Origin of the sequence: Pseudoalteromonas sp. UG3-2 (genome assembly GCF_037120705.1) — a bacterium.
Taxonomy (GTDB): Bacteria; Pseudomonadota; Gammaproteobacteria; order Enterobacterales; family Alteromonadaceae; genus Pseudoalteromonas.
In genome coordinates, this window is the sequence record NZ_JAWLJU010000001.1 from 687,057 (window position 1) to 710,278 (window position 23,222).

General features: G+C 44.1%; 17 protein-coding genes. 15 read left to right on the forward strand and 2 right to left on the reverse strand.

All coding sequences use genetic code 11. From position 1 onward, the window contains the following. Window positions 1–70 precede the first annotated feature (70 nt). Both R3P39_RS02745 and R3P39_RS02750 read left to right on the forward strand, forming a co-directional pair. Window positions 71–2,005 (forward strand): RecQ family ATP-dependent DNA helicase, encoded by a 1,935-nt coding sequence (locus R3P39_RS02745; protein ID WP_336565484.1) that lies wholly within the window; start codon window positions 71–73, stop codon window positions 2,003–2,005. Beyond that, window positions 2,002–3,171: an anhydro-N-acetylmuramic acid kinase gene (locus R3P39_RS02750; protein WP_336565485.1), complete on the forward strand. Its 1,170-nt coding sequence runs from the start codon at window positions 2,002–2,004 to the stop codon at window positions 3,169–3,171. The genes R3P39_RS02745 and R3P39_RS02750 overlap by 4 nt, the downstream gene beginning before the upstream one ends. On the opposite strand, the gene R3P39_RS02755 is transcribed toward R3P39_RS02750, so the two are convergent. Then, window positions 3,168–3,644: a hypothetical protein gene (locus tag R3P39_RS02755; RefSeq protein ID WP_336565486.1), complete on the reverse strand. Its 477-nt coding sequence runs from the start codon at window positions 3,642–3,644 to the stop codon at window positions 3,168–3,170. The two genes, R3P39_RS02750 and R3P39_RS02755, sit on opposite strands and share 4 nt — an antisense overlap. A gap of 121 nt (window positions 3,645–3,765) precedes the next feature. Continuing rightward, window positions 3,766–4,902: a Na/Pi symporter gene (locus R3P39_RS02760; RefSeq protein WP_336565487.1), complete on the reverse strand. Its 1,137-nt coding sequence runs from the start codon at window positions 4,900–4,902 to the stop codon at window positions 3,766–3,768. A 290-nt stretch (window positions 4,903–5,192) separates the two neighbouring features. On the opposite strand from R3P39_RS02760, the gene R3P39_RS02765 reads away from it, so the two are divergent. The 13 genes from R3P39_RS02765 to asd all read left to right on the forward strand — a co-directional run bounded on the left by R3P39_RS02765 (window position 5,193) and on the right by asd (window position 23,098). Next, entirely contained in the window at window positions 5,193–7,106 is a 1,914-nt protein-coding gene (locus R3P39_RS02765) for a sensor histidine kinase (RefSeq protein WP_336565488.1), read from the forward strand. Window positions 7,107–7,226: 120 nt separating this feature from the next. Then, window positions 7,227–7,724: a YcgN family cysteine cluster protein gene (locus R3P39_RS02770; protein WP_336565489.1), complete on the forward strand. Its 498-nt coding sequence runs from the start codon at window positions 7,227–7,229 to the stop codon at window positions 7,722–7,724. Between the two features lie 302 nt (window positions 7,725–8,026). Then, the gene (locus R3P39_RS02775) at window positions 8,027–9,298 is read left to right on the forward strand and encodes a sugar MFS transporter (RefSeq protein ID WP_336565490.1); all 1,272 of its coding nucleotides are present in this window, start codon (window positions 8,027–8,029) and stop codon (window positions 9,296–9,298) included. A gap of 428 nt (window positions 9,299–9,726) precedes the next feature. Further along, window positions 9,727–11,616: a methyl-accepting chemotaxis protein gene (locus R3P39_RS02780; protein WP_336565491.1), complete on the forward strand. Its 1,890-nt coding sequence runs from the start codon at window positions 9,727–9,729 to the stop codon at window positions 11,614–11,616. A 247-nt stretch (window positions 11,617–11,863) separates the two neighbouring features. Beyond that, window positions 11,864–12,613 carry a DUF3450 domain-containing protein gene (locus tag R3P39_RS02785; RefSeq protein ID WP_336565492.1) on the forward strand — a complete coding sequence of 250 codons (750 nt, stop codon included), beginning with the start codon at window positions 11,864–11,866 and terminating at the stop codon, window positions 12,611–12,613. A 15-nt stretch (window positions 12,614–12,628) separates the two neighbouring features. Then, window positions 12,629–13,996, forward strand: a complete 1,368-nt coding sequence (locus R3P39_RS02790) for a MotA/TolQ/ExbB proton channel family protein (RefSeq protein WP_336565493.1) — start codon at window positions 12,629–12,631, stop codon at window positions 13,994–13,996. A gap of 2 nt (window positions 13,997–13,998) precedes the next feature. Continuing rightward, window positions 13,999–14,526, forward strand: coding sequence for a MotA/TolQ/ExbB proton channel family protein (locus R3P39_RS02795; protein WP_336565494.1), 528 nt, complete (start codon window positions 13,999–14,001; stop codon window positions 14,524–14,526). 20 nt (window positions 14,527–14,546) lie between these two features. Beyond that, window positions 14,547–14,957 carry an ExbD/TolR family protein gene (locus R3P39_RS02800; RefSeq protein WP_336565495.1) on the forward strand — a complete coding sequence of 137 codons (411 nt, stop codon included), beginning with the start codon at window positions 14,547–14,549 and terminating at the stop codon, window positions 14,955–14,957. A gap of 7 nt (window positions 14,958–14,964) precedes the next feature. Then, complete coding sequence (locus R3P39_RS02805; RefSeq protein ID WP_336565496.1) at window positions 14,965–15,570, forward strand: energy transducer TonB; 606 nt, start codon at window positions 14,965–14,967, stop codon at window positions 15,568–15,570. A 20-nt stretch (window positions 15,571–15,590) separates the two neighbouring features. Beyond that, window positions 15,591–16,895, forward strand: a complete 1,305-nt coding sequence (locus R3P39_RS02810) for a tetratricopeptide repeat protein (protein ID WP_336565497.1) — start codon at window positions 15,591–15,593, stop codon at window positions 16,893–16,895. A gap of 196 nt (window positions 16,896–17,091) precedes the next feature. Next, the gene (locus R3P39_RS02815; RefSeq protein ID WP_336565498.1) at window positions 17,092–18,777 is read left to right on the forward strand and encodes a hypothetical protein; all 1,686 of its coding nucleotides are present in this window, start codon (window positions 17,092–17,094) and stop codon (window positions 18,775–18,777) included. Window positions 18,778–18,854: 77 nt separating this feature from the next. After that, window positions 18,855–21,542: a TonB-dependent receptor plug domain-containing protein gene (locus R3P39_RS02820; RefSeq protein WP_336565499.1), complete on the forward strand. Its 2,688-nt coding sequence runs from the start codon at window positions 18,855–18,857 to the stop codon at window positions 21,540–21,542. Between the two features lie 437 nt (window positions 21,543–21,979). Further along, the gene (gene asd, locus R3P39_RS02825) at window positions 21,980–23,098 is read left to right on the forward strand and encodes an aspartate-semialdehyde dehydrogenase (protein ID WP_336565500.1); all 1,119 of its coding nucleotides are present in this window, start codon (window positions 21,980–21,982) and stop codon (window positions 23,096–23,098) included. Window positions 23,099–23,222 lie beyond the last annotated feature (124 nt).

Sequence of the window (23,222 nt, forward strand, 5' to 3'; positions counted from 1 at the left end):
ACTGCTTGTCTAACGCTTTGCTGGTAAACGTTCAATTGCTATCACACACAAAGCCGTAATAAGGTCTAGGATGAATCACACTCAAGCAATAGAGCACACATTAAAGCGGGTATTTGGTCACTCAAGCCTGAGACAAGGACAACAAGAGGTGGTCGAGTCTGTATTAAATCGCCAAAGTGCGATTGCAATTTTTGCAACAGGCGCAGGCAAATCATTGTGTTATCAATTGCCTGCTGTCATTTTACCTGGTACCTGTGTGGTGGTTTCTCCGTTATTAGCATTAATGCACGAACAGTGTGACTATTTAACTAACTTGGGGATTTCAGCGGCCTGCTTAGACAGTAGCCAGACTAAAAGCCAGTTGCAAGCGACTGAAGCTGCACTATTAAACGAGCAGCTTAAGGTATTATTTATTTCAGTGGAGCGCCTCAATAATCCTAGAACAAGACAGTTACTGCAACGAAGTGCTGTTTCCATGTTGGTGGTTGATGAAGCCCATTGTATCTCTGAGTGGGGACACAATTTTCGTCCCGATTATTTAAAAATCGCAACGTATCGCCAACAGCTTGGTATTGAGCAAGTATTATTACTGACCGCCACAGCGACCCATAAAGTCGCCAATGACATGGCTGATAAGTTTGCCATTAGTCATGAAAATATCGTTCGAACGGGTTTTTATCGTGAAAATTTACACCTAACTGCACTGGCCATCAGTGAAGCCGAAAAACTCAATTACACCATCCGTTTCTTAACCAAAGCCTCAGGCTGTGGAATTATTTACGTAACCCAGCAAAAGCAAGCTGAAGAGCTCGCGCAAGTCATTGCTGCCAGTGGCTTTAAAGCCAACGCTTTTCATGCGGGCTTAAACAGTGACACCAAAGCCCAGCTTCAAGCTGAGTTTCTCGCCGCCAGTGATATGGTCATTGTCGCCACTATCGCCTTTGGTATGGGAGTCGATAAGCCTGATGTGCGGTGGATATTGCATTACGATATGGCAAAATCCATTGAAGGTTATAGTCAAGAAATTGGTCGCGCGGGCCGTGACGGTGAGACTGCTCATTGCGTTATTTTGTTAAATAACGAAAAGACCGCTATGTTAGAAAACTATATTCATAGCAATAAGGTAGAACATTACGCCATTAAAAAATTGTTTGCTGCTATTTTTGCATCCGATGATGATTGCCACATCAATGAATACGACTATGCACGGACTTGTAATCTAAACCAATTGGTCTTGAAAACCCTGTTAGTACAACTCGAGCTCGAAGGACTAATAGAGATAAGTTATAGCTATTTCAAAGACATCAGCATTGCCTTTACAAGCAGCAAAGAAAAGCTTTTAGCGCAATTTGACCCCAATCGCCAAGCTTATTTAAATCAGGTATTTAGTTGTTTTGACTTTAAAAAGAAGTGGGGCGCGCTGAACCATGCGCAATTGTCGCAACAGCAGATCCCCGAGCAAAAGTTACAGCAAACACTGGATTACTTATCCGAGCATGGCCTGATTGAAATTAAACTGGGAAAGTTTACCACCGTATACCGTAAACCCACGCCAGCGATTAATATCGATGCACTGGTAGAGCAATATTTGGCAACCACACAAATTAAAGAGCAAGGCGAACTGCAGCGACTGCGTTCATTGATGCAGTTTTTCCAAAGTAACAGCTGCTACCATTACTCCTTGGCACACTACTTTAAGGATGACAATGCCCCCGAACAATGCGGTCATTGTAGTGTGTGTAAGGGTAAAGTGGTGACCGTGCCTGTGATTGCAGAGCCAGATTTGTCTATTGAACAAATCCGCCCAACTCTTCAGCATCTGCAAAACTATGCTCAACAATGTGGTGTACCACTGACACGCCATTTAGCCACTTTGTTTTTACTCGGGTTACATTGCCCCTATTTTTCACGCTATAAATTTCGCCAATTAGACAACTTCGCCATGTTAGAAGGAATAAAATACAATCACGTGTTCGATTTAGTCGCTATGGAACTACCAGTATGAAAACCGATATCGAGACTCTAGCCACACTTGCCCAGAAACCCACTAAGCTAGTTTTAGGGCTAATGAGCGGCACTTCCCTGGATGGTTTAGACTTAGCTTTGTGTAAGATAAGCGGCACTGGAGTGCAAACGAAACTAGAACTGTTGCAATTCCACACCCACAATTACAGCGAACAACAACGCCATACTTTGAGCCAATTTAGCTCAGTGGAGCAGGTTAACTTGGCCTCACTTTGTCAGTTAAACGCTTGGTTAGGTCAATTATATTCCGACATTGTGCTGCAAACCCTCAAACTGTGGCAGATCAAACCAGAGGCCATAGACTTAATTGCCAGTCATGGCCAAACCATTTATCACCATCCTAGAGCTGAATTTGTTAGCGACACAAAAATGAATAGCACATTACAACTAGGAGACGGTGACTTAATCGCCAGTAATACGGGGATTATTACGCTCTCTGATTTTCGCCAAAAACACATAGCCAAAGGTCTTGAGGGAGCGCCATTAGTGCATTATGGTGATTTCTTGTTATATCAGAGCAAGGACATTGACAGGGTATTACTGAACCTCGGCGGGATTGCAAATTGCACCTTTTTGCATAAAGGTGGTGAGCTTGCTGACAGCCTCAGCAGCGACTTAGGCCCAGGCAATAGCTTAATCGATAAGTATTGCCTTCAGTATTTTGATGTGGCCTATGATGAAGGGGGCAAACTGGCCGCGCAAGGAACCATAAACCCGACCTTATTACAGCAGCTACAAGCACAGCCATTTTTTACTCAACCGCTGCCTAAGTCCACCGGTCCAGAGCTTTTTAATCTGGATTTTATTGCACAAAACCTTACTAAGGTGGCAACACCAATCAGTCATCTCGATGTTTTGGCCACTCTAACTGAGCTTACTGCACGCGAAACTGCCAAGGCCATAACTCAACAATGTGACTCTGCAACTGAGCTTTACATAACTGGCGGCGGATTGCATAACCAGTATTTGATGAAACGACTCGAGGTTAACTTGCCAAGCAATATTGAAATCTGTGAATTTAACCGCATCGCATTTAACCCCGATGCCAAAGAAGCGGCTTTATTTGCCCTGTTGGCTAACGAAACGCTTTCTGGTGATGAACAAGGCTTACCCTTTTCGATGGGCAAACTGTCACTGCCCCGCTAAAAAACCGACAGTACCGCACTAAATGCAGAATTGAAAAAGCGTTTCAGGCCAGAGGGGCGCTTGGGTTCAGGTCTTGTAGTGGCTGTACTATGGATTTCATTAGCAAGACGAACATTGAACTCGACAGTGTTTTTGAGGAAATTGTTTAAGCCAAGCAAGTTAATTTGCATAACATACTCCCCAGCACTTAACGCCGTAGCGATGTTTACGCTTAGCACCTTGCTTAAGTAACTTTCAGCGTCCACCCGATAGGTAAGGGCGCAACTATTACCGCGAGCACCGCGCTTGGTGAGCACCAATTCTATGCTGTCTTCAATACGAGCATCAAAAGGTAACTCAATCACCACATACGCCGCGTTAGCTTGACTTTCTAGAGTCAAACATTCGTACGGCTGAACAGCGCGATAACGGCCACGAGTTGCGGTGGCTAATTGCGCTGTGTTGAAGCTAAAAATGTCAAGCTTGTGGTTCATGATGATCGTCTTAGTTATTCTAACAACTGCAATTATCGCAGTCATAGATTACAGAATTATGACTTTTGGTTTTAAACAATAAAAAAGCCCGCCTAAAGCGGGCTCAATCTAAGGCAATTAATTAACGTACTGCCAGCATAATTAAGCCAGGGAACACAAAGAATGAACCCAATACATAGGCCAGTGCCGCAGGCTTGTTACGAGAGCCAAGGTCAGCAATTTTCTCAGCTAACGTCAGCGGGATCTCTCTTAGCAGTGGCAGACCATAAATAAAGGTCACGGCAAACACATTAAACATTACGTGAACCAGTGCGATGGTCAGGGCAACTTCCGCTGCAGCACCCGTGATAGAGGTGGCTGCTAACAGTGCAGTAATGGTAGTGCCAATGTTGGCACCCAGGGTAAACGGATAAATTTGACGAGTATTAAATACACCACTACCTGCCAGTGGGATCATTAAACTGGTTGTGGTTGAAGACGATTGCACCATGATGGTCACTAGGGCACCAGAGCCAATACCAACGAATGGACCACGACCAATGGCACTGTGTAATAACTCTTTAGCTTTACCAACCAAGGCTTTTTTCAGCAATTTGCCAAGGTAAGTAACGGCAAATAAAATCATCATGATACCGATAATCACCATGGTCACACCGGCAGCCGTTGAATCTAAGAAACTCACTGCATCTTTGACAACATTAACACTGGGTTTTACCAAAGGCTTGATGAAGTTATAGCTCTTCAGCGACAAATCGGCATCGCCAACAAATACGTGCGCTAAGCTCGATGCAAATTTTTCCAAAATGCCGAACATAATTTCCAGAGGAAGGAAAATAGCCACCGCCAACAAGTTAAAGAAGTCATGAACGGTTGACGCTGCAAACGCGCGTTTAAACTCTTCACGACTACGAATATGTCCAATTGAAACCAAGGTATTAGTGATTGTTGTGCCGATGTTAGCACCCATAATCATAGGAATAGCAATACCAATAGGTAAACCACCAGCTACTAAGCCCACTATCACCGAGGTGACAGTAGAGGAAGATTGTACCAAAGCGGTGGCCAGTGCACCGAGTAATAGAGCAACCACAGGATTGGTGGCAAAAGCAAAGATTTCTCTTGCGCCCTCACTACCGCCTGATGCCAGTTTAAAGCCACCGCTAACGGTGCCAACGGCTACAAGTACCAAGTAAACTAACATTGCAATAGCAAACCAATTTAATAGCTTTGCTGATGTCGACTGAGTTTGATTAACCATAAGTGTCTCTTTGTCTAAGCGTGAAACGCTTCATTACATTTTTGTGTCAGCGCGCATTTAAACACCCAATTGTTACAGTTATATTTCACTTTTAAGAAAACCGTTGAGCTTGGCCATTTTTTGCACTTCGGCAATAAGCTAACAGCTGATAATGTCGTTTATATGACTGATTTTAATGAAAAGAGTGACCACTTTCAGAAATCAAATAAAAACAAAAAAATGGCGTCCATATTTACTCCATGTTTGCGTTTTACTCTTTTGTATATCTAATTGCACACAGTGTTGTCATCATGCCAATTGTTATCTTGCTTATTAGCTTCATCTGTAGCGCTGCTATTGCCTCCGAGCAACTTGAAGCACAGTTTCAACCGTTATCACACTCAGAGCTACAAAATACAGTGCAATTACAACCAAATCAGGTGATTGAACTGCTATCCGAAATAAATACCAAGTCAGCCTTTATTACGGGTCAAGACTACCAATGGACCTTGATTAAGCGCAGCGATATAGCGCACTATGACAATGCAACGTTAGCGTTTGGCTTCTCACGCTTACCCTGGTTGGACATTATTGCAATACGAGATGGCGAAATTATTGCTCGCCAAGAAATGAACCCCTTTGCCAATTTCTCAGAGCGTAAAATTGTCGCGCCACTGTTTTACTTACCATTGCAATCATGGTTCTTACAGGCAGACGCCGTGTTGCTTCGCTATCAAACTTTTGCAAATGCCACAGCAGCGCTGACAATCCACGAGAAGCAGCAAGTGCAACAGCAAATCGCCCAGAGTTTGATAAGTAATACTGCGCTTGCAGGAGTAATATTTGCTGTGCTGTTGATGGTGTTCATTAATTTTATATTTAATCGCAATAACACCAACCTGTACTATTGTATTTGGACAGCACTGTTTTTGTTTATTGTGCTGGATATGTCAGGGCTTACCTTTCAGTATTTATGGCCACAACACGGCTTATTTGCCTGTGTTTTTAGTCTAACTTTGATGACCATAGCCCCAGTTTTCCATCTGTTGTTTATTAATGCCTTCTTACAACTAAAAAAACATCAAACCACCTTATGGCAGCTGTATCGTCTTTTTTGTCTGTTGTATGTGCTACTTATTCCTATTGCTTTTTACAAACAATCGGTCAGTTATAATTTAGTGTTAAGCTTATTAGTGATCCCACTATTGCTGGTAACGGCAGTGTGGGCTTGGCAACAACAAGCCCCCGGAAGTAAAACCTTTGCTTTGAGCCTGCTTAACCACGTTATTTTTGTCAATATCATCGCCATCGGCAGTGCCACATGGTCAGGCTTTGGCGATGTGGCCACCATCACCGCCGCAATCAAAATCGGTTACTTTATTGAGGTGATGTTGTTTTCTCTGGCCTTAGCTCAGCAGCACAACTCAGTGAGAAATAAACTCATCAATACACTGCAAACCAAAGTAAACTTATTACAGCAATCAGCAAAAACGCAAAAACAGTTTAGCAAACGCAGCACCCAGGCCCTACAGCATACTGAAACACGTTTATTTACCGACTTATCTCACGAATTAAGAACGCCATTAACGGTAATGAAAGTACAAGTTGAGTCGTTGCAATACAATGTGGTGGAAAATGTCGAAGCCAGTTATGACAAGTTAATGGCTAAAATTGATGAATTAAACGGCTTTATTAACCGCTTGATGCTGGTGGCGGACAACCAACAGTTAACGACGTTGCTGTGTTTAAAGCGAGTTTGTGCTGAGGAGTTAAGCAATAACCTCTACGCCCAAACAGTGACTATTTTCCCCAAAGGGCAAAAGCAATTTAAGCTGGTCGTGAATAATACGCCACATACCTATGTTAACGTTGACTTGGATTACATCGCCAATTGTGTGATTGAAATCTTATCTAATGCCGTTAAGCATGGTGGCGAGCACATAACGGTAACTCTCAGCTGTTTAACCACAGCAGATAAATTTATCATTGCCATCGAAGATAAATTGACTCAAGTTTCTTATGAGGCGCATAAAAAACTGTTTTCGCCATTGTTCAATGGCGACTTAGTCTCAAGCTCTGGGATCAACAAAGACACCATAGGGATGGCCATGTGTAAAAAAATCATCGCCGTTCATGACGGCATAATTACATCGAAAAACAGTCAACAAGGTGGCTTATATATTGAAATTCAATTGCCTCTTATGAGCCAAAGTGCCTGTGCTTAAGTCAATGACTTTGCCAAATCGACTGCTATCTTATACACTGCGCGACAAATCAGTAGCCGGCTTCACGCAGTGGCTATACTGAAGAGGTATTTTATTAATCGCCACGGGTAGGTAGCGCAAATGAGCTTCTGGCAAGAAAAAACGTTAGCACAGATGAATCAACAAGAATGGGAAGCCATTTGTGATGGTTGCGGTAAATGCTGCCTGCATTCGTTTATTGATAGCGACCAAGAAGACGATGACGACTTTTCCAGTACCGACTTTTTACGGGAAGGAGAGGAGCTGTTATACACCGACGTGATTTGCCAGTATAACGATCCTGCTACTTGCGGGTGTGCCCGCTATAGCGAACGGCAACGTTTAGTGCCAAGTTGTGTGCAATTAACCAAAGAAAACCTCAAAGACATCTTTTTTATGCCCAACAGCTGCAGTTATCGCCGCCTTTATGAGGGCAGGGGCCTTGCCAGTTGGCATCCATTAAACCATCAAGGTTCAAAACAAGCAATGATAGATGCTGGGATCAGCACCCATGGCAAAACCACTTCTGAACTGAATGTCGATTTAGAAACTCAATTTGAAAGCCATATTGTCGAGTGGCCGAAACACGATTGCGATTGACCTTATGTTCGGTGTTCTTGAGCGCTAACTAAGTAACACATCCAATTAACCATTGTCATCACAGGCAAGTACCATATTCAGCCTGCGCTTTTGGCTAAACTTATTTTTTAGACCTTTTCTAGTTCGTTATTTTTAGTAACGCCTTTAATAAATGACTCTATGAGCAATATTTAATGATTAATTACGCACTAATTAATTACGCACTAAAAGTTCAGGCCTATTGGAACGTTCCAAAAGAACAATTGTGACTTTCATGTAACACTGTGTAGAATCAAGGTGAAGAATCCAATGGAGTTACTCTTGTGAGCGAAATAAACACACAACAATCATTCGCAACCAGTGGCAATAATGAAAATAACAATTATCGTCTGCCGCTCATTGCGATGACAACCCTGTTTTTCCTATGGGGTTTTATCACTGTTCTTAATGATGTCTTAATTCCACGCCTTAAAGGTGTGTTTGATTTAAGCTACACCGAAGCCATGCTCATTCAGTTTTGCTTCTTTAGTGCCTATTTTATCGTTTCCTTACCAGCAGGCTATTTAGTAAAGCGCTTTGGCTATAAAAATGGCGTGTTAAGCGGCTTGGTCATTGCATCACTGGGGTGTTTAATGTTTTATCCAGCCGTGGTCGTGCATGAATACTGGTTGTTCCTCTCTGCTTTATTTGTCTTAGCGGCAGGTGTGACCATTTTGCAAGTCTCAGCTAACCCATACGTAGCCGCACTGGGCGACCCAAAAACCGCTTCCAGTCGACTCAACTTAGCGCAAGCGTTGAATTCACTCGGTACCACCGTAGGACCCATTGTTGGTGGCTTTTTACTATTTGGTGCAGCCGGCTCGCTCACTGTCGATGCCGCCACTGCCGACTCAGTGAAGATCCCTTACTTAATGCTCGCTGCAGCGTTACTTACCATTGCTATTGTTTTCGCATTTTTGAAACTACCGGTTATCAAAGAGCACAATGAAGCGAGCGATTGTAAGGCGCAAAACCACAGCTTAATGGAAGCCCCTCATCTCGTAATGGGGGTTGTTGGCATATTCTGTTATGTGGGTGCTGAAGTCGCCATTGGTAGCTTTTTAGTTAACTATTTCGCCGATCCGAATATTGCGGGGTTAGAAGAGCATACTGCAGCTAAACTCATTGGTTATTATTGGGGTGGGGCAATGGTTGGCCGTTTCATTGGCTCAGCCGTGCTTAAAACCGTAGCCCCATCTAAAGCTGTGGCGTTTAACGCTGTCAGTATTATCTTATTATTGCTCTTAACCATGAGTTCAAGTGGCAATATTGCCCTTATTTCCGTATTGGCAATTGGTTTATTCAACTCAATTATGTTCCCAACCATCTTCTCTATTGCCATCGAAGGCCTAGGCTCACTCACCAGTAAGGGCTCTGGCTGGCTTTGCCTAGCCATCGTTGGTGGTGCTTTGGTGCCTTTACTACAGGGGGTTGTGGCTGATAATTTTGGTATTCAAATCAGCTTTTTAGTGCCGTTGGTGTGTTATATCTATATCGCTTGGTATGGACTCAATGTGGTTAAGCTATCACAACTATGGCAGCAAAAACTCGGCTAAATACCACGCTGAATCTATTTGCTTAAAAGGTGAGCTTAGCTCACCTTTTTTATTGCCGTAAAAGCAATGAACCCAAACACTTTAAATGGTTATAAACCAAACCCTGAATACGTATTCATGTTAAAATACCGCAGAGCCATTAGGAACGTTCCAATAAAGTAAGGCAATAAACAAGTGCAGCAACTGAGGTAAAAACAGCCGTTTGTTAAGCAACATCAAAACCTAACTAAACTTTTCAGTTATCAAGTCGATAAACAAAGACAATAACCATAATATTTGGTAAAAGTGGAATTAAATCGCATTAACAGCATACGCAGCTCGTTTAGATGCGCAGATAATAATAACTCTCTGAACCGTTTTTTTGATTGTTGGGCAATCTTCAAACGCTCGTCAAAATCAGGTTCGAAACTAACGCATGCAGGATCGGAATGTTTAAAGCGCTCAAATTTACAACTAAGGTCACCGTAGCCGCCTCGCTGGTATTAGTACTCGTTCTTGGCTTGTTCACCGTAAATAACTTTTTGGTTATGCGCGATCAAACGCAAACTCGTTTAACCTTGGTGCTGCAAGAAATTTCCAGCTCAGTATCACAAAACATCGCCAATTGGCTTAACTCACGATTAGACATTGTGGTTTCGGTGGCCGAGGGACACCAAGGCAACGACCGTCTGGAACAAGTGAGACGCCGGCTCAAAACCGCCGATCAAGCGGGTGACTTCAAAAATGTGTACATTGGTACTCAAGATGGCACCTTTATTCTTGATGACCCAAGTATTGTGCTACCCAGTGACTTTAATGCCACAACAAGGCCTTGGTATCGTTTAGCGCAGCAAAAACAAGACACTGCCTTCACTGCGCCATACATCGACGTTACCACCAATGAATTTACCATTTCGGCTGTGGTGCCAATTAAGCAACAAGGTCGTTTTGCCGGTGTCGCTGGTGGCGATATCGACATGAGTACCATTACCAAGATAATCAATGAAATCGACTTCCTCGGCTTTGGTTACGCCTTTTTGTTAGATGGTTCCGGTAAAATTCTTAGCCATCCTAATACCCAATTAAATGACAAACCCATGACTGAGCTGTTTGGCAGCAAGTTAGCATTGAGTCGCGAATTCAGCGAACTTGAAATCGATGGCCAAGAAAAACTGGTTTCTTTTGTGCGCATGAAAGGCATTAAAAACGTAGATTGGTACCTGGGTGTGGTGATCAATAAAGAAATTGCTTACTCATCAGTATCATCGTTCCGCAATATGGCAGCTATTTATATGTTGCTTGGGGTGATAGCCATTGTCGCCATGCTGCAGTTCTTATTACGCTATTTAATGCGCCCTATGTATAACTTAACCGCGGCCATTAAAGACATAGCACAAGGGGAAGGGGATCTCACCCGGCGCTTAGAAATCGACAATCAAGATGAATTTGGTGAACTGTCGGACTATTTCAATCAGTTTGTCGATAAAATTCACGGCTCGATTACTCAGGTTAAAGACACCACAGTCACACTTGAAAATGTCGTCAATAGTCTGGTGGCACAAACACAAGACACACTGTCAATGTACACCGATCAATCAAAGCGTACTGACAGTGTCGCCACCGCAATCAATCAATTATCATCCAGTGCACAAGAAATTTCAGGCAACGCCAATCATGCTTCTGAATTAGCCAGTAGCGCAAACCGCTTATCGGTGGAAAGCCAAAATGCCCTCACGGAAAATATTAACGAGATAGCGGCGTTAACGGATAAGATGTCACAAGCGCAGGAAACCCTAGATGGTCTGGATAAATTATCCGGCAGCATTGGCCAAGTGCTTGAAGTGATAAAAGGCGTCAGTGAGCAAACCAATTTATTGGCACTGAATGCTGCCATTGAAGCCGCAAGGGCTGGCGAGGCCGGTCGCGGATTTGCTGTAGTGGCGGACGAAGTGCGCCAGCTTGCCCAGCGTACCCAAGAGTCCACTCAAGAAATCGAAGACACCATTGTTAAATTGCAGCAAGGCTCTGCTTCAGCGGTAACGGTGATGAAAGCCAGCCTAGAAGATTCGGCTCGCAGTGCCGATCGCGCCAATGCCTCTGGTCAGAAAATGCATGAAGTCAGCAACTCCATCGATGCCATTGATGGCGTTAACCATGCTGTGGCCAGCGCCACCAATGAGCAGAGCTCGGTGATCCAATCTTTAGATAGCGACATTCATCACATTAGCGATTTAAGCGCACAAGGCAGTAACAACCTGAAAGCCACTTTGGATGAATGTAAGTCCCTAAAACAGCAATTTGATGAATTGGAACAAATGGTACTTAAATTTAAAGTTTAACGTACCTTGCAGTCATAGCAGCCGCTTTAACAAAAGCGGCTTTTTTATGATCATTTTATGACAAAGGAGCGCAAAACTTCCTGCAACAGAACAACACCATATTATAAATCAATAAGTTACCTCATTAATGCCACTTTTATTACAGGCGTAATATTTACGACACATTAGCGCAACACGGTTGTCATGTTCGCTCTTTAGACTGCCCTCAGTTTTTAGCAACTAGCAATAATTTTATAAGGTGTATGCGATGAAGTGCGTTAATCACTTGCTTATAGCAGGTATGCTGGCAACGGCATCAGCCGGTGCAAACGAATTAAACCAAGTCATGGATAAAAGTGCAGCCATTAATGAGTCTGCAGCAAAAACACAAAGCAAAATCGATGGCATTGCCGATAGCATGCAATCGCGTTTACAAAAGTTCAAGACGCTAAATAAAGAGATTGATGGCTTAGCCGTTTATAACGCGCAATTGGATAAGCAGATCCGTAGCCAATTAGAAGAAATGGCGGCGATTAATGAATCCATGGATCAAGTTTCCGTTATTGAGCGTCAAATCACACCATTAATGCTGCGCATGATCAAAGGCCTAGAGCAATTTGTTGCCCTTGATGTGCCATTTCTACCAAAAGAGCGCGCTGAACGCATCAGCCAACTTAATACGTTAATGGACCGCGCCGACATTTCTTCCAGTGAAAAGTTCCGCCGCGTACTAGAAGCGTATCAGGTTGAAGTCGACTATGGTCGTACCATTGAAGCCTACACAGCACTGCTCGACATTAATGGCCAAGAGCGTGAAGTCGATTTTCTGCGCATTGGCCGCTTAGAATTACTTTATGTCACCAAAGATGGCAAACAAGCTGGGTTTTGGAATAAAGACAGTAAGGCATTTGAAACCCTACCAGATACCAATATTGGCCAAATTAACAAAGGCATTCGTATCGCACGCAAGCAGTTGGCACCTGACATGCTAACACTTCCCGTTCAGGCTGCAGAGTAATAGGTAAGAGTAACAATGAACTTCTTAAAAAAATTCACTAAGACAGCAATTATTGCAACAACATTCACACTGTCAGCCAATGCCTTTGCGGAGCAAGCACTGGATTTAGACTCACTATTAAAAACGCTCGAACAAGGTCAAGCAGCACAAAGTGCTCAAAACCAACAACGTGAAGCGGAGTTTAAGGCGAAGCAAGATCAACAAATGCAAATGCTTAATCAACTGACAGTCGAGCGTAATGAGGCATTAGCGCGCTCTGAACGGTTAGAGACTTCGTTTGAAGAAAATGAAATTAAGCTCGCCAACTTGAGTGATACCCTAAGTCGCCGTATGGGGACATTAAAAGAGCTATTCGGTGTGTTACAGCAAGTTGCCGGTGACAGCTCGAATAAGTTTGCCACCTCAGTGGTGTCGGCAGAAATTAACGGCCGTGACGACTACATGAATGAGTTGGCGAAGAAAATGGGTTCTACTTCTCGCCTTGCTTCCATCGAAGACATCGAAAAAGTATGGTTCGAGATGCAACGTGAAATGACTGAGCAGGGCAAAGTGTCACGCTTTAACACTGAGGTCATCGTTGCAGGTGGCGAAAAGCAAAGCAAAGAAGTCGTTCGTGTCGGTGCTTTTAACCTTATCTCTGATGGTAAATACCTCACATACAACAATGAGACAGAAACACTGTCTGAGTTAACGCGTCAGCCATCGTCACGATTTACAGCTACGGCGGCGGACTTACAAGATGCCAACAGCGGTGTCGTTGATTTTGCACTCGACCCCACCGGTGGTTCTATTCTGGGCTTATTAGTGCAAGCACCTAATACCGAGGAGCAGGTCCATCAAGGTGGTGCTGTTGGTTACGTGATTCTAGGTGTGGGTTTACTGGCATTACTTATCGCACTGGAGCGTTTTGTTTCATTGATGCTGATGGGCGCGAAAATCAAACGTCAATTAAAAGAAACCACGCCACGTGATGACAACCCGCTGGGTCGCGTAATGAAAGTCAAAGAGCAATACCCAGATGTTGCTTACGACACCCTTGAGCTGAAGTTAAGTGAAGCCATCTTACGTGAAATGCCAAAAATTACTCGTAACTTAACGCTTATCAAGATTATTTCTGTGGTCGCACCGCTGCTTGGTCTACTGGGTACGGTAACGGGTATGATTAATACCTTCCAAGCAATTACCCTGTTTGGTACTGGTGATCCAAAATTAATGGCTGGTGGTATCTCGCAAGCACTTGTCACAACAGTACTGGGCTTGGTTGTCGCTATTCCAACGGTGTTCTTATACACCTTGCTTAATACACGTTCAAAGAACTTATTACTTATCTTACAAGAGCAAAGCGCTGGCATTATTGCTGAGCGAAGCGAGAAAGGAGCGTAATCGTGGTTATATTGCTTGATGCAATTAACGCTTTACGTGAGTTCCTTGATACGGGTGGCCAGGTTCTCCTGGTCATCGGTTTCGTCACCTTCGCTATGTGGTTACTGATTTTAGAACGCTTTATGTATGTGTTTGGACGCTACAGAAGCTACAAAAAAGAAGTACTACACACTTGGAATTCACGAGCAGAGCGCAATAGTTGGAACGCCGAGCAGATCAGACAAGCGATGATCTCACGCGTTGGTATTAACTTACACGCCAACCTCTCATACATCAACGTGATGGTGGCACTGTGTCCGTTACTTGGACTGCTAGGAACGGTAACAGGCATGATTGAAGTGTTTAACGTCATGGCCATTACAGGCTCTGGCAGTGCACGTTCGATGGCATCAGGGGTATCCAAGGCAACCATCCCCACCATGGCCGGTATGGTTGGCGCGTTATCAGGGGTATTCGCTTCGACCTACTTACAGCGTAAAGCCAAGCGTGAAGTTGAATTGTTAGAAGATAAATTGCTACTAGACCATTAAGGGCTAGTGAGGAAAGTATTATGAGAGCTCCATTAGCAAAAGTATTCCAAGAAGAAGAGTCTGAAGAAATTAACATGACACCCATGTTGGACGTTGTCTTTATCATGCTTATCTTCTTTATCGTTACCGCATCATTTGTAAAAGAAGCGGGTATCGACGTAAACCGCCCAGAAGCAGCAACGGCGGTTAAAAAGCAAAGAGCCAATATTTTGGTGGCAATCTCCGATAGCGGTGAAATCTGGATCAATAAACGCCAGGTAGATATTCGTGCTGTACAGGCCAACATAGAACGCCTTAAAGCCGAAAACCCTCAGGGCAGTGTGGTTATCCAAGCAGACAAAAAAGCCACCACAGACACCCTAATTAAAGTGATGGATGCATCACGTGCTGCCGGCGCGTTTGATGTTTCAATTGCAGCACAGGAGTCATAAGACAGCCATGCGTTACTTAATTTCATTAGTAATTGCAGGTGTCGTCACCTTCTTTCTTTTCTTGGGTATGCAGGCGCTTATCCAAGGAGGGGAAGGGGCAATGACGGAGCCTGTAAAGGGTCAAGTGCTTGACTTTGTACGTCTCAAAAAAGAAGAGACGGTGGAAAAGAAAGAGCGAAAACCGCAAAAGCCACCTAAGCCTAAGGATCCACCACCACCGATGGACGCACCGCAAACGCAAAATAACAATCTAGATGCCGCTGCCGGTAACTTTGATTTTAGTGCCAATGTTGAGGCGGATGTTGACTTGGCGGGTGGCTTAGCGCTGGAATCCAGTGATGGTGAGTACCTACCTATTGTTAAGGTAGCACCCGTTTACCCCAGAAGAGCACTTTCTCGCGGTATTGAAGGCTATGTCATTGTGGAGTTTGTTGTGACAAAAAATGGCACCGTAAGAAATCCTGTGGTGGTACGTGCTGAACCTGAGGCAATTTTTGATCAGGCCGCTTTAGATGCTGCACTTAAGTTCAAATATAAGCCGCGGGTAGTTAACGGCGAGCCGGTTGAAGTGGCCGGTGTACAAAACAAAATATCATTTCAGATTAATGGGTAAACACCATTAAGGACGCGATTATGAATATAGCAACTAAATTAACGCTGGTATCTGCGTTATTTACAACAGGTTTAGCAGCGCCGAGCCTGCTTTCAATGTTACCCCAGATCAACGTATCTGTGGCCTACGCCGATACCAAAACAAAACGAGTGCCCGCACTTCGGGAAAAGGTATATAGCCAACTCGCTCGAGCACAAAAATTAGCAGACGAAGGACAAGTCGCTGAAGGTTTAGCCGCGCTTGATTCGGTAAAAGAGCGGGCATCGAGTATGAACAGTTATGAAATCGCCATGATGCATAACTTTTATGGTTTTATTTATTACAATGAAAACAAGCTCGATAAAGCCATAGCTTCGTTTAAAGCGGTAATTAGCGAAGAAGCCATTCCAGAGTCTTTGCGGTTATCGACTACCTTTAGCTTGGCGCAACTTGCCATGGCTAATAATGATTTTCAAGCCACACTGGAGTTTTTACAAAAATGGCAGGCGGTGAGTGAGCAAGCGCCCAAAGCAAACTTTTATTTGTTACGTGCACAAGCACAGTATCAATTAAAACAGTATCAAGATGCCATTAAAAATATTAATACGGCTATTAATTTAGCCGAAGCTGAAGGTAATACACCAAATGAAAATTGGCTGGTATTACAACGCGCAATATACTACTCGCTAAACCAGCCTAAAAATGTCGTTGCAGTGCTTGAGAAAATGGTAAAGCTGTACGACAAACCACAATATTGGATCCAACTAGGTGGTATGTATGGTGAAGTAGGCAGTGAAAAAGAGCAACTGGCCACCTTTGAGACCGCTTATCAACGAGGTTTTATTAAAACTAAATCTGACTTTATGCAGCTGGCGCAAGTTTATTTAATGAGCGGCTTACCTTTTAAAGCGGCACAAACATTAGATAAAGGCATTCAAGCGGGTGTGGTTGAAAACACAGCAAAGAACCTCACTTTTATCGCGGAAGCTTTTGTTCAGGCTCGAGAAGATGATAAATCCATTCCTTTTTTCATTGCCGCAGCGGATAAAGTAGATCATGGTAATTTAAATCAAAGGCTTGCTGAAATATACATCAACACCGAACAGTACGCTGAAGCGGCAGATCAAGCACGAATGGCGTTAGAGAAAGGGGACTTAACCTTTGAGTCTAATGCTTATGTTGCCCTGGGTATGGCACAATTTAATTTACAAAATTTTGATGCCTCTATACTGGCCTTTGAACAAGCAGAAAAACACAAAAAGTCAGAAAATTTAGCAAAGCAGTGGATTAAATACGTTAAGCGAGAAAAAGTACACGCTGAGACGTTAAAACAAGCTTTACTATAAAATTATAATCGCAACACCAAAGCCGCCTTCGGGCGGTTTTTTTATTTATAAACAAAATAAAAGTTCAATATTAAATATGAAACTTTGGTTACAACTATTTTATGTAATCTTGTCGTAATAAAACCCCTTTAATTTAGTCACATCAAATAAACACAGCAAATAATAACTTATTTTAAGTCTACTACTGGAGTTAGCAATGGAACTAAAAAACCTCTTTAAAGTGTCTGCAATCGTCGCAGCAATGGCCCTTACTGGTTGTGGTGGTGATATCGAAGTAACACCGACTGTCAATGACAACAGTGTTAATAATTCAAACAACACAACAAACAACGAAGGCAACGGCAATACTGGCGGTGACACAGGCGGCGACACAGGTACAACTAACCCTTGTACAGCTCGCACAGTTGGCAGCACTGAGGTTCAAGGTCAATTCCAAGCACCACACTGTGTGTACAGCACAGAGTTTGCTTCTAAATCACTCGAAATTGAATCAGACATCACCTTCTCTGCACTGGAAAATGGTGGCGCACACGTATTCAAGGGTGCACTTCTAATCGGTAAAGACTGTAATACATCCACCGGTTGTACTATCGATGAGAACGGTCCAACGCTAACCATTGAGCCAGGTACTGTAATGGCATTCACATCAGGTGAATCAATCGTACGTATCGCACGTGGCGCTAAAATTGATGCCGTTGGTACTGCCGATGCTCCTATTCGCTTTACATCTGCAGCTGAATTTGAAGCGTTTGACCTAGCTGGTACTGGCGCTCAGTTTGCTGACTGGGGTGGCATCATGGTAAACGGCTTTGGTCTAACTAACGAATGTACTAATGCCGAGCGCGATGCTAACAACTGTAACTCGGATTCAGAAGGTATCACCAGCTACTATGGCGGCAACAATAACGCCGACAGCAGCGGTCAAATCAAATACGCTCACATCTGGTATGCCGGTTCAGGTCCTCGTGATGGCGGTGCCGGTGACGACTTAAACTCATTGACGTTAAACGCAGTGGGTTCAGGTTCTAGCTTTGAATTCCTTCACATTCACCAAGGCTTTGACGATGGCATCGAGTTCTTCGGTGGCGCAGCTTCAATCAAGAACATCGTAGTAACAGATACACAAGATGACGCGGTTGACGTAGATGCCGGTTGGCAAGGTAAAGGCCAGTTCATCTTGGTTAAACACGGCACTATCAAAACGAAACAAGACGTTACATACTCAGATGATGACGGCAACGCTCAGCTAATTCCAGCAGGCACTGAAGGCTTCATGGGTAACAACGGTTTTGAAACCGATGGTGAAAAGAACGGTGGCGCAGATTATGACCAAGCACCAGCTTCTACTCTTAACTTCGCAAACGTGACGGTTCTAACTACAGACGGTTCATCTATCCGTGATAACAGCGCATCACAAGGTATGAAGTTCGACGATGCTATTCGCGGTATGTACTACAACGCGCTAGTAGTAAAAGCAGAAGCTGCTAATGGCACTGAATGTCTAGAATTTAAAAACTCTGACAAAGACGAAGCGGCCAATGCCGAAGCGGATAACCTAAACTTTGCTAACTCAGTACTGGCTTGTGCTGCGAACTTCAAAAATGGTTCTGAAACATTACCTCAGGGCGAAGGCAAAGAAGAGTGGTTCCGTAACGACGGTTCTAACTTAATCCTAGGCGGTGCTGAAGACGTACTTGCCGCTGACGGCTTTGCAACTAACACCAGCTCAACTGCAATCACCATTGACGCTAACGACCTAAGCGCTCTTAACGATAATTTCTTCACCACGGTTGACTACATCGGCGCAGTGTCTGACCAGGACACTTCTTCAGAGTGGTATCAGTGGGCTAAGAAAGCAATCGACGCTTCAAACGCTGACTAATAATCGGTAGTAACGCCCGTTATTACCACTGAGGCGCAGTCGTTGCGCCTTTTTTATGATTTTTGGCAGGATTGCAAATGGATACTCAAATGAAATTTAAAAAAGTAGCTTTAGCGATAAGTGCGTCGCTAACAGTTGCGACTTCTATGCCTAGTATCGCAGAAGAAGAGCAAACTATCGAAGAAGTTGTTGCGGTAGGGACTCGATTGCAAGGTAGTGCTGCAGCCGTGATTGAAGAAAGAAAGAACCAAGCGTTTGTTGCCGATATTTTAGGCGCAGAGCAACTTTCTCGCACCGGTGATAGTGATGCTGCTTCTGCTTTGCGTCGGGTAACAGGCCTGACCCTGGTAGATGGCAAGTTTATTTATGTGCGTGGCTTAGGTGAGCGCTACTCCAGTGCGCGCTTAAACGGTGCGGCAGTGCCAAGCCCCGACTTGACTCGAAACGTTATTCCACTGGATATTTTCCCATCCAGTATCATTGAGAGTTTAGCGGTACAAAAAGCCTATTCTCCTTCAATGCCAGCAGCCTTTGGTGGCGGTAATATTGATATTCGCACCAAGTCGGTGCCGTCTGAGTTTACCGCAGGGATTGAAGTGGGGGTAGGCCAGAACTTTAATTCCGACGAAGGGTTTGTATACAGCGGCGCCGCCGAAGGCGTGCCACAGGTATTACAAGATGCGGTTATTAAGTATCGCGGTGATTTTCGCCTAGGTGAAATCGTTGCAAAGGACGGTATTACGGATACGGCCGACGCCACTCGCGCTGAACAAGCAGCCAGCATTGTTAAAGGCTTGGTTAAGTCACTGCCTCGTGATTTGAAAGTAGAGCAAGAATCCCTAGATCCAAACTTTGATGTTAAAGCCAATATTGGCGACAGCTTCGACGAGCCTTGGCTTGGCGGTACGGTTGGCGTTATGGTGGCAGGGTCTTACGATAATGACTGGAAATACAGCGACCGTAAAACCGGCGTGATTGACGATACCTTGTTAGAAGGGTGTACTACTACCCTTGAGAGCGCAGAAGACGCATCGGCATCATGCTATGTGACATTAAAAGAGTCTAAAGTCACCACTGAAACCGAGCGCATGAATGGCGTATTCAACTTGGGCTACAAGCTTGATATGCACAGCGTCACTTATTCTAAGATTTATCTTGAAGATAATGAGCGTGAATCGGATATCTCGGTACTACAAAGCCCTAACGGCAGTACCGTGCGCACCATTGCTGGTACTGGTGAAGCACAACGTAGCCATGAGTTCGATTACGAAGAGCGCACGCTGAATATTGATCAAGTCATTGGTCAGCACACCTTCTTGGATTATTGGGGCTTAGGCATTGACTGGCAATACACCGAGTCAAAGGCTGAAACTGAAATCCCAACCGAAATCGACTACAAGTTTATCGACGGCTATGATGAGTCTGGTGCTTACCAAGATTCAATTGTTACTGGTGACGATAACCGAGTTTCGTATTCATTCACGGACATGGAAGATAACGTCAAGTCGTACAGTGGTAATGCCACTTTACCACTGACCTTCTCAGGAATTGAAGTAACACTGAAGGCCGGTTATGACTTTATGGACCGTGCTCGTGTCTACAACACCAGTAACTTTGTGGTGAACAATAACACCGGTATCCCAATTCCAATTAACTTTGATGCCAGCAACATTAATTCAATGACGGGCTATCTGAGTGATGAGTTTGTTGATAACAATAATTTCTTATTAACCTTCAACGAACCGCAAGCACCTGCTGCGGATGACTACTTAGCGGCGCAAAAAATTGATGCCGGTTATGCTGAATTTGATATGTTCTTCGATAACACCTGGCGTGTAAGTGGCGGTATCCGCTATGAAGACTTTAAACAAGTGTCTATCGGTACTTCAAGCTTGATCTTTGACCGCATAACCATGGAAACCATCTATGACCAAGATCGTATCCTTGCTGGTACGGTTAATGAAGATGACTTCTATAATGCGCTGTCGTTCACATACTTGTCAGATGGTGATTATCAAATCCGCTTGGGTTATGGTGAAACCACGGTACGTCCTGACTTACGTGAGCTGGTTCCAGTGGCGTTCTACGATCCGCTTACCGATATTCGTACTTTCGGTGTCTCTGGCTTACAAAGCAGTGACCTGAAAAACTACGATGCTCGCTTCGAGTATTATATGGATAACGGTGACAACTTCTCGGTAGCCGCTTTCTATAAGGATATCACCGCGCCAATCGAAACCGTTTTACGTGTTGGTGATGAAGACTACACCGCCACCTTTGTTAACGGTGAAGAGGGCGAAGTGTATGGTATTGAGGCGGAATGGTTATACGACTTATCCTCCGTAGTCAGTGGCGTATTTACTTCAGGTAATATTACCTTAAGTGACTCTGAAGTGGCCATTGACCCTGCTAAGGCAGGTAACTTAACCAACCCAACCAAGCGTATGACCGGTCACTCAGAATACGTGGTTAACCTACAACTTAACTATGATTCTGCTGACGGCCAACACAGTGGCTCGTTGGTATACAATGTCTTTGGCGAGCGTATTTTGGCTTCCGGTATCGGCGGTCGTCAAGATGCCTTCGAACAGCCGTTCCATTCCTTAGATCTTGTGTACACTTGGTATCCTGACTTCAACTCGAAAGTGAAGTTCAAAATCAAAAACTTGTTAGATGAAGATCAGGAAGTCACTCAGTCAGACATTATAGTTCGACAAAAGGATGTGGGTACTGGCATTAGCGTAAGCTACAGTTACGAGTTCTAATGAACAACTAAGCTTTAATCAAAGCCAAGGCCTGTCCTTGGCTTTTTTGTTTGAGATCAACTAGTGTTAAGTTTTTACGACAGTCATCATTTTTTCCTAGACGTGCAGATGTAACTATGTGTATAGTTGCTATAATAAAATATATTCAAATACTTCATTAAGTTACACAGATTTAAATGTCTGTGTCAGATACGCCTGCTAGGCTTTAGTTGATAAATATAAGAAAAATTTAGCCGTCATTGAACCGAGTTCTTTTAAACGCTAGGCGTTTAATTAGGACAACCTTTACATGTTGTATCCAAACCCCGCTCTGCGGGGTTTTTTATTGCAAATAATCTCTTTTTCACTCTGGCTCATCGAATTATTCCCTGCTATTGTAGACGTCTAGACATACGACTCACGCAATGATCCGTATTAACCAGAATGAAGGCATAAATATGAAAAAAGTAGGACTCGTCGGCTGGCGTGGCATGGTTGGCTCTGTACTGATGGAGCGTATGCAACAAGAAAATGATTTTAGCGGCATTGATGCCCATTTCTTCACTACCTCACAAGCTGGCCAACTTGGCCCTTGTTTTGCAGGTACAGGAGAAGCAAAACCACTGCTGGATGCCACTGATACCGAAGCATTACAGCAAATGGACATTATTATTTCTTGTCAGGGTGGCGACTACACCAACGCCGTATACCCGTCATTGCGTGAACAAGGCTGGGATGGCTATTGGATAGACGCAGCATCGGCATTACGAATGGCCAATGACAGTATCATTGTACTCGACCCGGTCAATCGCGATGTTATTGAACAAGGCTTGGAGCAGGGCGTGAAAACCTTTGTCGGTGGCAACTGTACCGTTTCACTGATGTTGCTTGCTCTGGGCGGTTTATTTGAACAAGACTTAATCGAGTGGGTCAGTCCAATGACCTACCAAGCCGCTTCTGGCGCTGGTGCTCGAAATATGCGTGAATTATTAACTCAAATGGGTGAAATTCACAGCTCAGTCAAAGCACTGCTCGATGACCCCAGCTCAGCTATTCTGGAAATCGATAAGCTAGTGGCCGATAAAATTAAAGACGAGGCATTACCCCAAGATCAATTTGGCGTACCACTGGCTGGTAGCTTAATTCCTTGGATTGACGTTGCCATGGAGTCAGGCCAAAGCAAAGAAGAATGGAAAGCCGAGGTTGAAGCGAATAAAATTCTTGGTTCGGCAAAACAGCCTATTCCAGTGGATGGCTTGTGTGTCCGTGTGGGTGCCATGCGTTGTCACGCCCAAGCGCTAACAATAAAGCTACGAGAGAATCGCAGCGTTGCCGAAATAGAAGCCATACTGGCCGAGCATAATGAGTGGGTCAAAGTCATTCCTAATGAGCGTGATGCCAGTACTCAACAATTAACGCCTGTGCATGTCACTGGCACCTTGGATATCCCCATCGGGCGCATTCGTAAGCTCAGCATGGGCGATATGTACATAAGCGCATTTACTGTGGGCGACCAATTGCTTTGGGGCGCCGCTGAGCCACTTCGCCGCATGTTAAAAATTATCGTCGGCGCGTAATTCTAGGGTGTCGCCTGTTGTGGCGGCACTGTCATTTTCTGCAATTCACCTAGCACATCTTGCGTTACAAAATAAGCATGCAATTTTGATTCAAACTCTGGCAAACTAGTTACTAACTTAGTTC

Excerpts from the sequence above, each read along its gene's own strand:
- R3P39_RS02765 (WP_336565488.1), top strand. The coding sequence starts at position 5,193 with ATGCCAATTGTTATCTTGCTTATTAGCTTCATCTGTAGCGCTGCTATT.
- R3P39_RS02815 (WP_336565498.1), top strand. The coding sequence starts at position 17,092 with ATGGAACTAAAAAACCTCTTTAAAGTGTCTGCAATCGTCGCAGCAATG.
- R3P39_RS02745 (WP_336565484.1), top strand. The coding sequence starts at position 71 with ATGAATCACACTCAAGCAATAGAGCACACATTAAAGCGGGTATTTGGT.
- R3P39_RS02820 (WP_336565499.1), top strand. The coding sequence starts at position 18,855 with ATGGATACTCAAATGAAATTTAAAAAAGTAGCTTTAGCGATAAGTGCG.
- R3P39_RS02790 (WP_336565493.1), top strand. The coding sequence starts at position 12,629 with ATGAACTTCTTAAAAAAATTCACTAAGACAGCAATTATTGCAACAACA.
- R3P39_RS02785 (WP_336565492.1), top strand. The coding sequence starts at position 11,864 with ATGAAGTGCGTTAATCACTTGCTTATAGCAGGTATGCTGGCAACGGCA.
- R3P39_RS02780 (WP_336565491.1), top strand. The coding sequence starts at position 9,727 with ATGTTTAAAGCGCTCAAATTTACAACTAAGGTCACCGTAGCCGCCTCG.
- R3P39_RS02760 (WP_336565487.1), bottom strand. The coding sequence starts at position 4,902 with ATGGTTAATCAAACTCAGTCGACATCAGCAAAGCTATTAAATTGGTTT.
- R3P39_RS02755 (WP_336565486.1), bottom strand. The coding sequence starts at position 3,644 with ATGAACCACAAGCTTGACATTTTTAGCTTCAACACAGCGCAATTAGCC.
- R3P39_RS02770 (WP_336565489.1), top strand. The coding sequence starts at position 7,227 with ATGAGCTTCTGGCAAGAAAAAACGTTAGCACAGATGAATCAACAAGAA.
- asd (WP_336565500.1), top strand. The coding sequence starts at position 21,980 with ATGAAAAAAGTAGGACTCGTCGGCTGGCGTGGCATGGTTGGCTCTGTA.
- R3P39_RS02800 (WP_336565495.1), top strand. The coding sequence starts at position 14,547 with ATGAGAGCTCCATTAGCAAAAGTATTCCAAGAAGAAGAGTCTGAAGAA.
- R3P39_RS02805 (WP_336565496.1), top strand. The coding sequence starts at position 14,965 with ATGCGTTACTTAATTTCATTAGTAATTGCAGGTGTCGTCACCTTCTTT.
- R3P39_RS02750 (WP_336565485.1), top strand. The coding sequence starts at position 2,002 with ATGAAAACCGATATCGAGACTCTAGCCACACTTGCCCAGAAACCCACT.
- R3P39_RS02810 (WP_336565497.1), top strand. The coding sequence starts at position 15,591 with ATGAATATAGCAACTAAATTAACGCTGGTATCTGCGTTATTTACAACA.